This is a genomic window from Aquipuribacter aurantiacus (assembly GCF_051216895.1).
Classification (GTDB): domain Bacteria; phylum Actinomycetota; class Actinomycetes; order Actinomycetales; family JBBAYJ01; genus Aquipuribacter.
In genome coordinates this window covers 60,785-75,527 of record NZ_JBPKAO010000014.1, presented here as the reverse complement: position 1 = coordinate 75,527, position 14,743 = coordinate 60,785, and the positions used below count along the sequence as shown (strand labels likewise).

At 72.7% G+C, this 14,743-nt stretch carries 8 protein-coding genes; 7 read left to right on the top strand and 1 reads right to left on the bottom strand.

Annotated elements, in window-relative coordinates; genetic code table 11:
- Window positions 1-131 precede the first annotated feature (131 nt).
- Entirely contained in the window at window positions 132-1,316 is a 1,185-nt protein-coding gene (locus ACR80Q_RS16370) for an ROK family protein (RefSeq protein ID WP_435378718.1), read from the bottom strand.
- A 194-nt stretch (window positions 1,317-1,510) separates the two neighbouring features.
- Here ACR80Q_RS16370 and ACR80Q_RS16365 point away from each other — a divergent pair, with 194 nt between their 5' ends.
- The 7 genes from ACR80Q_RS16365 (at window position 1,511) to ACR80Q_RS16335 (ending at window position 14,728) form a co-directional block, all read left to right on the top strand.
- Window positions 1,511-2,569, top strand: coding sequence for a Gfo/Idh/MocA family protein (locus tag ACR80Q_RS16365; protein WP_435378750.1), 1,059 nt, complete (start codon window positions 1,511-1,513; stop codon window positions 2,567-2,569).
- Window positions 2,566-4,089 (top strand): sugar ABC transporter ATP-binding protein, encoded by a 1,524-nt coding sequence (locus ACR80Q_RS16360; protein WP_435378717.1) that lies wholly within the window; start codon window positions 2,566-2,568, stop codon window positions 4,087-4,089. Before ACR80Q_RS16365 ends, ACR80Q_RS16360 begins: the two co-directional genes overlap by 4 nt.
- Window positions 4,086-5,180, top strand: a complete 1,095-nt coding sequence (locus ACR80Q_RS16355; protein WP_435378716.1) for an ABC transporter permease — start codon at window positions 4,086-4,088, stop codon at window positions 5,178-5,180. The genes ACR80Q_RS16360 and ACR80Q_RS16355 overlap by 4 nt, the downstream gene beginning before the upstream one ends.
- Entirely contained in the window at window positions 5,177-6,226 is a 1,050-nt protein-coding gene (locus ACR80Q_RS16350; RefSeq protein WP_435378715.1) for an ABC transporter permease, read from the top strand. Before ACR80Q_RS16355 ends, ACR80Q_RS16350 begins: the two co-directional genes overlap by 4 nt.
- Before the next feature lie 63 nt (window positions 6,227-6,289).
- Window positions 6,290-7,546: a substrate-binding domain-containing protein gene (locus ACR80Q_RS16345; protein WP_435378714.1), complete on the top strand. Its 1,257-nt coding sequence runs from the start codon at window positions 6,290-6,292 to the stop codon at window positions 7,544-7,546.
- 127 nt (window positions 7,547-7,673) lie between these two features.
- Window positions 7,674-8,528 (top strand): sugar phosphate isomerase/epimerase family protein, encoded by an 855-nt coding sequence (locus ACR80Q_RS16340; protein ID WP_435378713.1) that lies wholly within the window; start codon window positions 7,674-7,676, stop codon window positions 8,526-8,528.
- A 101-nt stretch (window positions 8,529-8,629) separates the two neighbouring features.
- On the top strand, window positions 8,630-14,728 hold the full coding sequence (locus tag ACR80Q_RS16335; RefSeq protein WP_435378712.1) for a ThuA domain-containing protein: 6,099 nt from the start codon (window positions 8,630-8,632) through the stop codon (window positions 14,726-14,728).
- The last annotated feature ends 15 nt before the right edge of the window (window positions 14,729-14,743 follow it).

Sequence of the window (14,743 nt, the reverse complement as noted above, 5' to 3'; positions counted from 1 at the left end):
TGCCGACCCCTCGTCCTCGAGGCGCCACGACCGTCAGGGCCGCCCCTCGAACCTAAGGACGCCTTGTGCCGGAGGTCAAGCAAAACCTGCGTCGGCGACAGCCATACCCGGCGTGCCGGACGGTCCCCGCCTCAGCCGACGACGCGGTCGACCTCACCGGGGGACAGCACGCGCTCGATGACCATGACGGCCGCGCCCACGATCCCTGCGTGCTCGCCGGTGCTGCCCGGCACGATGCGCAGGTGCTGGGTCGCCAGCGGCAGCGACCGTCGGTAGACGACCTCCCGCACGCCTGCGAGCAGGTGCTCCCCGGCGCTGGCGAGCGAGCCCCCCACCACGATCACGGACGGGTTGAGCATGCTCACCACGTTGGCCAGGACCTCGCCGATGTAGCGGCCCGCCTCCCGGAGCACCTGCACCACCTCGACGTTGCCGCCGCGGGCCAGGGCCGCGATGTCCCGGCTGTTCCGGATCTCCAGGCCCTTGGCGGCGAGCCGCGTCACCAGGGCGGCGCCGCCGGCCACCGCCTCGAGGCAGCCGGTGTTGCCGCAGCGGCACAGCACGTCGTCGGCGTGGGGGACCTGGATGTGGCCGAGGTCGCCCGCGGCCCCCTGGGCGCCGCGACGGAGCTGGCCGTCGGAGATGATGCCCGACCCGATCCCGGTGCTGACCTTGACGAAGACGAGGTGGTCCTCGTCGGGCCAGGTGGTGAAGTGCTCGCCGAGGGCCATGACGTTGACGTCGTTGTCGACCACCGCGACCGGGCCCAGGTCGCCCTGCAGCCGGGCCACGACGTCGTAGCCGTCCCAGCCGGGCATGATCGGCGGGTGGATCGGCCGGCCGGTCGCGTGCTCCACCGGGCCCGGCAGGCCGACCCCGACCCCGACGAGGCTCTGCCCGCTGGTCGACACCTCGTTGACCAGGGTGCGGCCGCGGTCGATCACCCAGCTCAGGACGTGGTCGGGGCCGGCGGCGATGTCGAGGTCCTCGCGCACCTCGGCGAGCAGCCGCCCCGCCAGGTCGGTGACACCCATCCGGGCGTACGTCGCCCCCAGGTCCGCGGCGAGCACGACCCCGGACGCGGGGTTGAAGGCGAACTGGGTCGGTGGGCGACCCCCGGTCGACACGGCGTCGCCGGCGGGCCCGATGAGCCGGCTGCTGAGCAGGGCGTCGACCCGCTGGGCCACGGTGGACCTGGACATGCCGGTCATCACGGCGAGCTCGGAGCGGGTCCGCGGGACACCGTCCCGCAGCAGCGAGAGGAGCTGTCCCGCCCCGCCCGGGGCGGCCCAGGGGTCGATCACGGTGGTACCCATGTTCGGACGATATGCGACCCACCTGGAAGTCGCCAGACGCGAGTATCGCTCTGGCCGTCCGCATCTTTTGCTTGACGTCTGGCGAAAGTGCTCGTAGGTTCCCGGTCGTGGGCCTCATGGACGCGGTCAGAGCGACTCCTGCCTCGCACCTCGGTGCGACGCCGGACTCCCCGACCGCCGGATACCGCGCCGGGATAGTCGGCGCCGGCTTCATGGGCCGTGTGCACGCACGGTCCGTGCTCGTCTCCGGCGGGCGGGTGGTCGGGGTCACCACGGGCAGCGCCGCCGGGTCGGCCGAGGCGGCCGCCCGGCTGGGTGCCGAGCGCGGCTACGACGACGTCGCCGCCCTGGTGGCCGCCGACGACGTCGACGTCGTCCACGTCTGCACGCCCAACCACCTGCACCACGAGGTCGCCCTGGCCGCGATGGCCGCCGGCAAGCACGTCGTCTGCGAGAAGCCGCTGGCCACGTCGGTGGCCCAGGCCCGCGAGCTGCTCGTCGCGCAGGCCGCCGCCGGGACCGTCGGCGTCGTCCCCTTCGTGTACCGGTTCCACCCGATGGTCCGCGAGGCCCGCCAGCGGGTCCGTGAGGGCGGGCTGGGCCGGCTGACCCTGGCGCACGGCTCCTACCTGCAGGACTGGCTCACCGGCGCCCAGGACGACAACTGGCGCGTCGACCCCGTCCTGGGCGGCAGCAGCCGGGCCTTCGCCGACATCGGCTCGCACTGGTGCGACCTGCTGGAGTTCGTCACCGGGCACCGCATCGTGTCCGTCAGCGCCCAGGCCGCCACCGTCAACGCCGAGCGGGGCCACCGCGCCGTGACCACCGAGGACGTCGTCACCCTGCAGCTGCGCACCGACGGGGGCCTGCTCGGGGCCACGGTCATCAGCCAGGTCTCCCCGGGCCGCAAGAACCGCCTGCTGCTCGAGGTGTCCGGCTCCGAGGGGACGCTGGCCTTCGACCAGGAGCAGCCCGAGCGGCTGTGGCACGGACGACGCGCCGGCGCCGAGTGCCTGGTCCGCGACCCGGACTCGGGCGGCTCCGACGCCGCCCGCTACCACCGCCTGCCCGCCGGTCACGCCCAGGGCTACCAGGACTGCTTCGACGCGTTCGTCGCCGACACCGCCGAGGCCGTCCGGGGCTCGGCACCGGACGGGCTGCCGACCTTCGCCGACGGGGCGAGGTCGGTGGACGTGGTCGAGGCCGTGCTGGCGTCGGTGCGCTCCGGGCAGTGGGCGGAGGTCCGGGCATGAGCACGCCGACCACCCCCACCGGGCCCGACGGCACCGCGCGGCCGCTGGTGCGCATGACGGGCATCGTCAAGTCGTTCTTCGGCGTCGACGTCCTGCACGGGGTCGACCTGGAGGTCCGGGCCGGGGAGGTCCACGCCCTCGTGGGCGAGAACGGCGCCGGCAAGTCCACGCTGATGAAGATCCTCGCCGGGGTGCAGAAGGCCGACACGGGCACCGTCGAGGTCGACGGCCGGGAGGTCGTCTTCGAGCACCCGCTGCAGGCGCAGCACGCCGGGGTGTCGACCGTGTTCCAGGAGTTCAACCTGCTGCCGGAGCGCACGGTGGCCGAGAACGTCTACCTGGGTCGTGAGCCCCGTCGGTTCGGCCTGGTCGACGCCCGCCAGATGAACCGCGACACCGACGCCCTGCTGCACGACCTCGGTGTCGGGGGCATCAGGGCGGGCGACCGAATCGGGTCGCTGTCGGTGGCCCAGCAGCAGGTCGTCGAGATCGTCAAGGCGCTGTCGACCGACGCACGCATCATCAGCATGGACGAGCCGACCGCCGCGCTGTCCGGCGCCGAGGTGCAGCTGCTCTACCGGCTGGTCCGCACCCTCAAGGAACGCGGCATCGCCATCCTCTACGTCTCGCACCGCCTGGTCGAGATCTTCGACCTGTGCGACCGGATCACCGTCCTCAAGGACGGCGCCCTGGTGCAGACCGTCGACACGGTCGACACCAGCCCGGACGAGCTGGTCCGCAACATGGTCGGTCGCTCGGTCAGCGCCCGGTTCCCGCACCGCCGCGACGCCACGGTGGTCGGGGACGTCCGGCTGCGGCTGAGCGGAGCGGGCAACGCCGACGTCGACAGCATCGACCTGACCGTCCGCGCCGGCGAGGTCGTCGGCCTGGCGGGGCTGCAGGGCAGCGGGCGGACCGAGCTCGCCAACGCCCTGTTCGGCACCGCTCCCTTCACCCGGGGTGAGATGGCGGTCGACGGCACCACGGTGCGACCCCGCTCGCCGCGGGACGCCGTCCGCGCCGGCCTGGCCCTGGTCACCGAGGACCGCAAGGCCCAGGGGCTGGCCCTGGAGCAGGGGGTGCTGGCGAACGCGCGCCTCGTGCTCGACGCCGTCATGCCCCGGCAGGCCACGCGCCGATCGGCCGACATCCCCGGGATCCTGTCCTCGCTGGAGTTCACCGCCCGCGCCGGGTCGCGGGAGGTCCGGTTCCTGTCCGGCGGCAACCAGCAGAAGGTCGTCCTGGCCAAGTGGCTGGTGACCGACCCCGCGGTGCTGGTGCTCGACGAGCCCACCCGGGGCATCGACGTCGGCGCCAAGCAGGCGGTCTACGAGATCATCCGCGAGGAGAGCGCCAAGGGGGTCGCGGTCCTGCTCATCTCCTCCGAGCTGACCGAGGTGATCGGCATGGCCGACCGGGTCGTGGTGCTGCGCGACGGCCGGATCAGCGGTGAGCTGCCCGGCGGCTGCGACGAGGAAGACGTGATGGCCATGGCCACGGGCACGGTGAGCGCCCCGTGAGCACCACGACCACCACCAGGGGCACGACGGGGTCCACGGGCCCGACGACGAGGACGCCGTTGCACCGCCGGCTGCACCTGGCCGGGACGACGACGATCATCTACGCCGCCCTGGTCCTCATCATCATCATCGGCACGGTCCTGGTCGCCCTCGACGGCGGGAACCTGCTGGCGGGCAACAACGTCGTCAACATGCTGAGCCGCACCAGCGTGCTCGGGTTCATCGCCATCGGGCAGACCCTGGTCATCCTCAACCGGTCGTTGGACCTGTCGGTGGGGTACGTGGCCGCGCTGGCCAGCATCGTCGGCGCGACGACGATGGCCGGTCAGCAGGACCGCATCCTGCTGGGCGTCGCCGCCGCGCTCGTCGTCGCCGCGGCCGTCGGCCTGCTCAACGGCCTGCTGGTGACCAAGGCCAAGGTCAACCCCTTCATCACCACGCTCGGCGTGGGCCTGATCATCAAGGGCTACCTGGACACCCAGTACCAGGGACCGTCGGGCGAGGTCGCCCTCGGCTTCCAGAACTTCGGCTACACCCGGATCGGCTTCGTGCCGCTGTCCACGGCGATCATGCTGCTCGTCGCCGTCGCGGCCTACGTGCTGCTGCACCGGACCCGGCCCGGCTACGCCATGTTCGCGGTCGGCGGCAACACCGACGTGGCCCGGCTGTCGGGCATCCGGACCGACCGCACCCTGATCCTCGCCCACGTGCTCTGCTCCACCACCGCCGGGATCGCCGGGCTGCTGCTGGCCTCGCGGTTCAGCACCGGGGTGGCCGTGCAGATCTACAGCGCCGGCTACGACCTGGACTCGATCGCGGCCGTCGTGCTCGGCGGCACCCTGCTCATGGGTGGGCGCGGGGGGATCGCGGGCACCATCGCGGGCGTCCTGATCCTGGCCACCCTGGACACGGTGTTCAACCTGCTCCAGGTCGACCCGTTCTTCCGCGACGTGCTGCGCGGCGTGATCATCGTCGCCGCCGTCGCGCTGTACGCCCGTCGCCAGATCGACCCCCACGCCAGCCGCAGGCGCTTCGCCGACGGCCCACCACCACCACCCGCACGCACCACCGGTGAGGGGGTGTCCGCATGAGCGCCCTGCAGACCGTCCGCCACGGCCTGGGCCGCGCGACGAGCGGCTCGGCGACCATCTTCGCCCTCCTCGTCGTGGTGCTGGTCGCCATCACGGCCCTCAACCCCGGCTTCGCGGAGCCGCCGTCGTTGATGACCTTCCTGCGCGCCGCGGCCCCGCTGATCGTCCTGGCCATCGGTCAGTACTTCGTCATCGTCTCCGGGGAGTTCGACCTGTCGGTCGGCGCCCTCGTCGGGGCCCAGGTCGTCATCGCGGCCCGGCTCATCGACGGCGAGGAGAGCCGCACCGTCCCGGTCATGCTGCTCATGGTCGGCTTCGGGGTGCTCGTGGGCCTGGTCAACGGTCTCGTCACCACCCTGCTGCGGGTGCCGTCGTTCATCACGACGCTCGGCATGCTGCTGGTGCTCAACGGGGCCGTCCGGCTCTGGACCGGGGGAGCGCCCACCGGGGCCCTCTCGGAGTCCTTCCGGCAGTGGGGCCGCGGCGGGATCGACATGCCCGTCGTCCGTCAGCTGCCCTGGGCGCTGCTCATCGCGATCGCCGTCGGTGTGCTCGCGGTGCTGCTGATGCGCGCCCCGTTCGGCCGCACCCTGATGAGCACCGGCGACAACGACGTCGCGGCCGCCTACGCCGGCGTCACGGTCTGGAAGGTCCGCACCACCGCCTTCGTCATCTCCAGCGTCATGGCGACGCTGGCCGCGGTCCTCATCGGCGGCTTCGCCGGGGTCACGGCCCAGGTCGGCAGCGGGCTCGAGTTCGTCGCCATCACCGCGGTCGTCCTCGGCGGCGTCGTCCTGGGCGGCGGCAGGGGCACCGTCGTCGCGGCCATGGCCGGGGCCCTCACCTACCAGGCCATCAGCCGGCTGTTCACCCAGCTCGACCTGCCCTCGACCGCCCAGCCGATCCTGCAGGGCGTGATCATCATCGCCGCCGTGGCCTACGCCGCCCGGGGCGCGACGCGCGCCACGTCGCCGCCCCCGCCGCCCGCGCAGACCCAGGAGGCGGGCCGGACCGGACCGGACCGCACCCCAGCAGCCACCGGCTGAACGCCGGGAGAACCACCGCTCGACCCCATCACGCTCCACCCACAACCCCTCTGGAGGGCAACGATGCCGCTCACCAAGACAGTGCTCGCCACGCTCGCCGTGGCGAGCCTCGCCCTGGCCGGCTGCTCCACCGACGCACCCACCGACGACCCCGCCTCCGACGCCCCCGTCGTGGACGAGACCACCGACGCGGGTGGCGCCACCGACGACGAGTCGGACGCCGCCGGCGGTGACGGGCCCGCCGAGGGCGAGTTCTTCGTCCAGGCGGACTTCGACGCCGAGCTCGCCCAGCGCGACGTCGAGCCCGAGGGCGACGCGGCCACCCCCTGGCTGCAGGCCATCGAGCCCGAGATGGTCGACACGGCGGAGTTCGCCGCGGAGGGCCCGCAGGACATCTGCTTCTCCAACGCCTCGGTGTCCAACCCGTGGCGCGTGACCGGCTTCATCACCATGCAGGAGCAGGTCGCGCTCTACCAGGAGGAGGGGCTGATCGGTGAGTTCCGCGTCGCGGACGCCGCCGACGACGACAACCAGCAGATCTCCGACATCCAGTCCTTCGTCGACGCCGGCGACTGCGGCGCCATCATCATCTCGCCGTCCACCACGGCCACCCTGACCCCGGCGGTCGAGGCCGCCTGCGCCAGCGGTGTCCCGGTCGTCGTGTTCGACCGCGGCGTCAACACCGACTGCATGGTGACGTTCATCCACCCGATCGGCGGCTACGCCTACGGCGCGGACGGCGCGGAGTTCCTCGTGGAGAACCTGGAGCCCGGCAGCACCGTCCTGGCGCTGCGCATCCTCCCCGGGGTGGACGTGCTGGAGAACCGGTGGGCCGCCGCCCAGCAGATCTTCGCCGACTCCGAGCTGGAGGTCCTCGGCGACGAGTTCACCGGCGGCGACGCCGCCCAGATCAAGGACCTCGTCACGCAGTACATCCAGCGCGGTGACGTGGACGGCATCTGGATGGACGCCGGTGACGGCGCCGTCGCCGCGGTCGAGGCGTTCGAGGACGCCGGCGTCGACTACCCCGTCATGGTCGGCGAGGACGAGATGAGCTTCCTGCGCAAGTGGGACGAGACGGGTATGACCGCGATCGCCCCGGTCTACTCCAACTTCCAGTGGCGCACCCCGATCGAGGCGGCCGTCGACATCTTCGCCGGCGAGGAGGTCCCCTCGGAGTGGGTCCTGCCCCAGGAGCCCGTCACCGACGAGACCCTCGCGCAGTTCCTCGAGCAGAACGCCGAGATGCCGAGCCTGCACTACGCCAAGTTCGGCGGCGAGGACCTGCCCGGCTACCCCGAGGCGTGGCAGGACCGCTGAGGCACCACCCCTGACCCCCGGGACCGGTCGTGGCGCGACACCGCGGCCGGCCCCGGGCTCCAGGAGCAGCGCGGCGGACCGCGAGCCCGCGGCCGCCGGACCAGCCCCACCTGACGAAGGAGTCGGCGTGACGTACCGGATCGGGGTCTCCACCTGGTTGTGGCGGTCCCCGCTGCGCGACGCCGACCTGGCGGAGCTCGCGCCCCGCGTGCGTGGCTGGGGCTTCGACGTCATCGAGCTGCCGGTGGAGAACCTGGGCGAGTGGGACCCGGCGGCCGCCCGCACGGTGCTGGACGACCTCGGTCTGGGCGCCACGGTGTGCCTGGTCATGGGTGAGGGGCGGGAGCTCGTCGACACCGACGACGTCACCGTCCGCCGCACCCAGGACTACCTGCGCGGCGTCGTCGACGTCGCCGCCACGGTGGGGGCGCGGGTCATCGGGGGCCCCGCCTACGCCTCCGTGGGACGCACCTGGCGCCTGGACCGGGGCCAGCACCGTGACGCCACCAAGCGGTGGGCCGAGGCGCTGGCACCGGTCGCGGACCACGCCCTGGCCGCGGGCGTCCGGATCGCCGTGGAGCCGCTCAACCGGTACGAGACGTCGTTCCTGACCACCGTCGCCCAGGTGCTGGCCGCGGTCGAGGACCTCCCGGTCGAGGCCGTCGGCGTCCTGCTGGACAGCTACCACATGAACATCGAGGAGCAGGACCTCGCGGCGAGCATCGCCGCGGCCGGCCCCCGCATCGCGCACGTGCAGGTGAGCGCCACCGACCGGGGCACCCCGGGGCGGGACCACCTGGACTGGGCGGGGTTCGTGGCCGCGCTGCGACGCGCCGACTACGACGGCCCGCTCTGCATCGAGTCCTTCACCCCCGACAACGCGACCATCGCGACGGCCGCCTCCATCTGGCGACCCCTGGCGACCTCCCAGGACGCCATCGCCGTCGACGGCCTCGCGTTCCTCCGGGAGGTCACCGCCTGACCCAGACGCCGCACCACCCCGAGGCCCCTGGTCGCACCGGGTCTCCGGGCTCCGCGACGCAGCGACGCGTCGCGATGTCACCGACGACACCAGGAGCACCCATGCACGTGCCACGTCCACGGCGTACCCGGGTAGGCGGCCTCGTCGCCACCGGCCTCGCCGCGCTGCTGGCGGCCACCACGGTCGCCGCCGCACCCGCCGCCGCAGTGGTGGAGGAGGAGGCCGCAGAGGCCAACGTCCTCATCTTCACCAAGACCACGCAGTTCCGGCACACGGAGGCGATCGTCCAGGGCACCCCGGTGCTCCAGGCGGCCTTCGCCGAGGCCGGCATCGACTCGGTGCACACCGAGGACTCGACGATCTTCAACGACACCGACCTGGCGACGTTCGACGCCCTGGTCATGTTCCAGACCTCCGGCGACCCGTGGAACGCGGAGGAGAAGGCCGCGCTGGAGCGCTACCAGCAGGCCGGCGGCGGCATCGTCGCCATCCACAACGCCACCGACATGCGCGGGAACTACGCGTGGTGGGACGAGATGATCGGCGCGCTGATGCCCGGTCACGCCGCCACCGGCAACAGCCCGGGCCTGCCCGGCACGGTCCGCGTCGAGGACCGCACCCACCCCTCGACCGAGCACCTGCCGCAGCGCTGGGACCGCGCCGACGAGTGGTACAACTACTCGGCCAACGTGCGCGGTGAGGCCCACGTGCTGGCCACGATGGACGAGTCGACCTACGCCCCCGGCCCCAACGCCATGGGCGCCGACCACCCGATCTCCTGGTGCCGCGGCTACGACGGCGGCCGGTCCTGGATGACCGGCATGGGTCACTTCGGGGCCCACTTCACCGGCGAGCCCGACCTGGTCCAGCACATCCTGGGCGGCGTCGAGTGGGCCGCGGGCCTGGCCGAGGGCGACTGCGGCGGCACGGACTGGAGCGAGTTCGAGAAGGTGTCGCTGGACAGCAACACCAGCGCCCCGTTCGCGATGGACGTCGCGCCCGACGGGCGGGTGTTCTTCACCGAGCTCGTCCGCGGCCAGATCCGGGTCTACGACCCGGCGCGGCAGGTCACCTCGACCGCCGTCACGCTGCCGGTGTACTCCGGCGGCGAGGACGGGCTGCTGGGCATCGCCCTGGACCCGGACTTCGCCACCAACGGGCACCTGTTCGTCTACTACAGCCCCGCCAGCGCCGACGACCGCGACCCGGCGAACTTCTTCAGCCAGGTGTCCCGGTTCACCGTCGAGGAGGGCTCGGTCATCGACCCCGCCAGCGAGGTCGTCGTCATGGAGGTGCCGGCGCGCCGGCTGCCGGACGAGCCCGGTCACACCGGTGGCGCCCTGGCCTTCGACAACGACGGCAACCTGCTGCTGGGCGTCGGCGACGACGTCAACCCGCACTCCGAGCCCTCGGGCGGCTACGCGCCGCTGTCGGAGCGGACCGGCACGTTCCACGACGCCCGCGAGACGTCGGCCAACACCAACGACCTGCGCGGCAAGCTGCTGCGCATCACCCCGCAGGACGACGGCAGCTACACGGTGCCGGACGGCAACCTGATCGACTCCGCGTGGGCCGAGGGCAAGGACCGGTCCAAGATCAAGCCCGAGGTCTACGCCATGGGCTTCCGCAACCCGTTCCGGTTCTCCGTGGACCCGGTCACCGGGCACATCGGCCTGGCCGACTACAGCCCGGACAACAGCTCGGACAACCCCACCAACCGGGGCCCGGCCGGCATCGCGGAGTGGAACCTCATCACCGAGCCCGGCAACTACGGCTGGCCGATGTGCATGGGCGACAACGAGCCCTTCCGCGACGTCGACTACCGCACCAGCCCGGTGACGGTGGGGCCGTACTTCGACTGCGACGCCCCCGTCAACGACTCGGTCCGCAACACGGGGCTGACCGAGCTGCCCCCGGCGGTGCCGGCCGACCTGTACTACGGCTACCAGCGGACCTCCGCGCCCGGCATCATCAACGCCGGCGGCGGTCTGGCCCCCATGGGCGGCCCGTTCTACGACTTCGACGCCGAGCTCGACTCCGACACCAAGTTCCCGGAGTCGTACTCGGGCAAGCCGTTCTTCTACGACTGGGCCCGCAACCGGATGTTCTCCGTGCAGCTCACCGACGCCGCGCGCGCCGGTGAGGCCGCCCCCGGTGACGCGGTGGAGCAGGTCACCCCGTTCCTGCCGCCCCCGGCCGCGAGCTTCATGGCCCCGATCGACTCCACCTTCGGGCCCGACGGGTCGCTGTACGTCCTGGACTGGGGCGGCGGCTACGGCCGTGACAACCCCGACTCCGGGCTGCACCGCATCGACTACATCAGCGGCTCGCGCTCGCCCGAGGCCCGGATCACGACCGACGTCGACTCCGGTCCCGCGCCGCTCACCGTCGCCTTCTCCGGCGAGACGAGCTCCGACCCCGAGGGCGGGGACATCACCTACGCGTGGGACTTCGACGGTGACGGCACGGTCGACTCGACCGAGTCGGCCCCGACGCACACCTACACCGCCGACGGCGTCTACGACGCCCGGCTGACGGTCACCGACCCCGAGGGCAAGACCGGTACGGCCACCGCGCCGATCACGGTCGGCAACACCCGCCCCGTGGTCGAGTTCGTCGACCCGCCCACCGGCGGCTTCTTCGACTTCGGCGACCCGATCGACTGGGACCTCGAGGTCAGCGACGCCGAGGACGAGGAGATCGACGAGTCGAAGGTGATCATCCAGCCGGCGCTCGGCCACGACGACCACGCCCACCCGGCCGCGCCGCGGACGGGCACCACCGGCACGCTCGTCACCGAGCTCGGCGGCGGCCACGGCGAGGACATGGACGTCTTCTACGTCGTCGACGGTCGCTACACCGACGACGGCGGCGCCGAGGGCGTCCCGGCGCTCACCGGCTCCGACACCTCGCTCATCTACCCGCGCCTGAAGGAGGCCGAGTTCCACGCCTCCACCAGCGAGGACCTCACGACGTCGGCCTCCGGTGACATCGAGGGCCACGGGACGGCCATCGGCGGCTCCGACGGCGCCTGGGCGTCCTACGACCCGGTCAACCTGCGGGGCGTGGACGCGTTCACCGTCCGGGCCGCGTCCGCGGCCGGCGGCACCGTCGAGCTGCGCCGCGACGCCCCGGACGGCGACCTGCTCGCCACCGCCGAGGTGCCCGCGACCGGCAGCCTGTCGCGCTACGTGGACGTCCGCGTCCCCGTGACCGACCCGGGCGACAGCTTCGAGCTGTTCCTGGTGATGACCGGCTTCTCGACCACGCGGGTCAACTTCATCGAGGCCATGGGCAAGGCGCTGTCGCCGGCCGCCCCGGCCGAGGTGCGGCTGACCCAGCCGGAGCCGTGGAGCGTGCTCGACCCGGGCACCGTCGAGCTCGCGGCCGAGGCCTCCGTGGCCGAGGGCAGTATCGCTCAGGTCGAGTTCCTCGTCGACGGCGAGGTCGTCGCGACCGACACCACCGCCCCGTTCACGGGGGAGTGGGACGTCACCGAGGAGCGTCGCTACCAGCTCAGCGCGGTGGCCACCACCGGCGACGGCGAGGAGGTGACGTCGCGCCGCGTCGTGGTCGACGTCGGTGACCTTCTCGCCGGGTGGGAGACCTGGACCCACCCGAACGCCGCGGCCACCTTCGACCGGCCGGACTCCGACACCTGGGTCGTCACCTCGGGCGGGGCCAACATGTGGCAGGCCACCGACGAGTACGGCACGGCCTTCCGGCCGGGCGGTGCCGCCGGTGAGCAGTGGACCGCCACCGTACGGGTGGACTCGGCGACCGGTGGCAACACCAACGCCAAGGCCGGTCTGCTGGTCCGCAACGACGCCACCGCGCCCGGGACCTCCCCGGGGTACGGCGCCGTCGGCCTCCGACCCAACAACGGGGTCGAGTGGCTGCGGGACAGCGACGGCAACGGCACGCTCAACGCGTCGACGGCCGGCGGCACCAACGGCTACCCGACCTGGGTCCGTCTGGTCCGGGACGGCGCGTCGTACCAGGCGTCGTCCAGCCGCGACGGGGTGACCTTCACCCCGCTGGGGGGACCGGTCCAGCTGCCCGGGGCCGCGGACGTGCAGGACATCGGCCTGTTCGTCACCGCCCACAGCACCACGGCCCGGATGCAGGTGCAGTTCTCCGACTTCACCCTCGTCGAGGGGGGCCCGGAGCCGGAGCCCGAGCCCGAGCCGCTGCCCCCGTGCGTGGGGACCAACGGCGACACCTTCGACGGTGACGCGCTCGACACCGACCGCTGGACCACCGTCCGCCAGGCCGACGGCCTGCCGGTCTCGGTCAGCGGGGGCGCCTTGCGCCTGCCGGTGCCCCAGGGCGACATCGACGGCGGCAGCACCGGGCCCATCTCGTTCGTCGGCCAGCCGGCCGCGGCCGGGGCGTGGGAGGCCACCACCACACTGACGCTGCCGCACACGCGGCACTGGCAGCACGCGGGCCTCATGCTCAACGCCACCGACGACGAGTACGTCAAGCTGGCCTACACCCGCAGCAGCAACGGCAGCCGGTTCCTGGAGTTCGTCACCGAGACCGGTGGCGCGAGGACCTGGCATCACAACAACGTGGCGATGCCGACCGGCACCGACACGGTGTGGCTGCGCCTGACCAGCGACGGCGAGGGGCTGCGTGCGGCCTACTCGCTGGACGGCGGGACCTGGACGGACCTGGACGGGGTCGCCCCGCTGAAGGCGGACGCGGTGCTGGGCCTGGTCGCCGCCGGTGACACCGGCACCAGCGAGGCGGTCGCGGCCTTCGACTCCTTCCAGCTCACGGTCCCCGACGAGGGCGACCCCCTCGAGCCGTCGGACGAGTTCGAGGGCACCGCGCTGGACACCTGCCGCTGGGACGCCGTCGTGCGCCCCGACGGCAACGCGCTGCAGGTGACCGACGGCCACCTGAGCATCACCACCCAGCCCGGTGACATCAACGGCGCCGCCAACGAGGACCCCCGCAACTTCGTGCTGCAGGACCTCGGCGACGGCGACTGGACGGTCGAGACCAGGCTGCGGGCCACCATGAAGCACCAGTGGCAGCTCGCGGGCCTGATGGCCTACGGCGACGACGACAACTACGTCAAGCTCGACATCGTCGCCAACAACGCGCCGACGGCGGCCACCAACCTGGGGGCCGAGCTGGTGTCGGAGCGCAACGGCGTCTTCGGCAACGGCGGCAACCGTGGTCTCGACATCGCCGAGACCTCGGAGTCGGGGTACTTCTACCTGCGCCTGACCAAGGAGGGGTCCACGTACTCCGGCTGGGTCAGCGACGGTGGGGTGACCTGGACGTCGCTGGGGGCCCCGGTCACCAACGACGCCGCCCTCACGAACGTCGGTGTCATCGCGATCGGCCCGGCGCAGGTCGAGCCCGTCGTCGTCGACTTCGACTTCTTCCGCGTCACGACCGACGACGAGGAGCCGGACACGACCGCGCCCGAGCTGGACGTGACCGTGTCGCCGGCCGAGCCCGACGGGCTCGAGGGCTGGTGGACGTCGCCGGTGACGGTGTCGGCCACCGCCACCGACGACAGCGAGGGTGACGTGCTGGTCGAGCACCGCGTCGGCGACGGCGGGTGGACCGAGCACACCGAGCCGGTGGTCGTGGCCGAGGACGGCACCCACGTCGTCCACGTCCGCGCCACCGACGAGGCGGGCAACGTCGCCACGCACGAGCCGCTCACGGTGCAGCTGGACACGACGGCCCCCGTGGTCGACGTGGCCGGGGTCAGCGACGGCGCCGAGGTGGAGCAGGGGGAGACGGTCGACCTGGCCGCCACCGCCACCGACGCCACGTCCGGCGTCGCCTCGCTCGAGGTGGTCGTCGACGGCGAGGCCGTGGACGCCGAGACCAGCTGGGTGCCGTCCCGCGGCACGCACACGGTCGAGGTGACCGCGACCGACGTCGCCGGCCACGTCACCACCGGCTCCGTCACGTTCACGGTGCTCGTCACGTTCGCGGGCATCTCGGGCGAGCTGGACGCCATGCATGCCGACGGCGACCTCAGCCGGGCGCAGCACTCGCGCCTGGACGCCCAGGTCGTGGCGGCGGAGCGGGCCCACGCCCGTGACGACGCCGTCGGCGTGGGCCGGGCGCTCGACCGGTTCGAGGACCAGGTCGCCACCGTCAGGGACGCGGCCGTCCGGGCCGCGCTGACGGAGATGGCCGAGGAGCTGCGCGCCAGGTTCGCCTGACCAGTTCCCCACCAC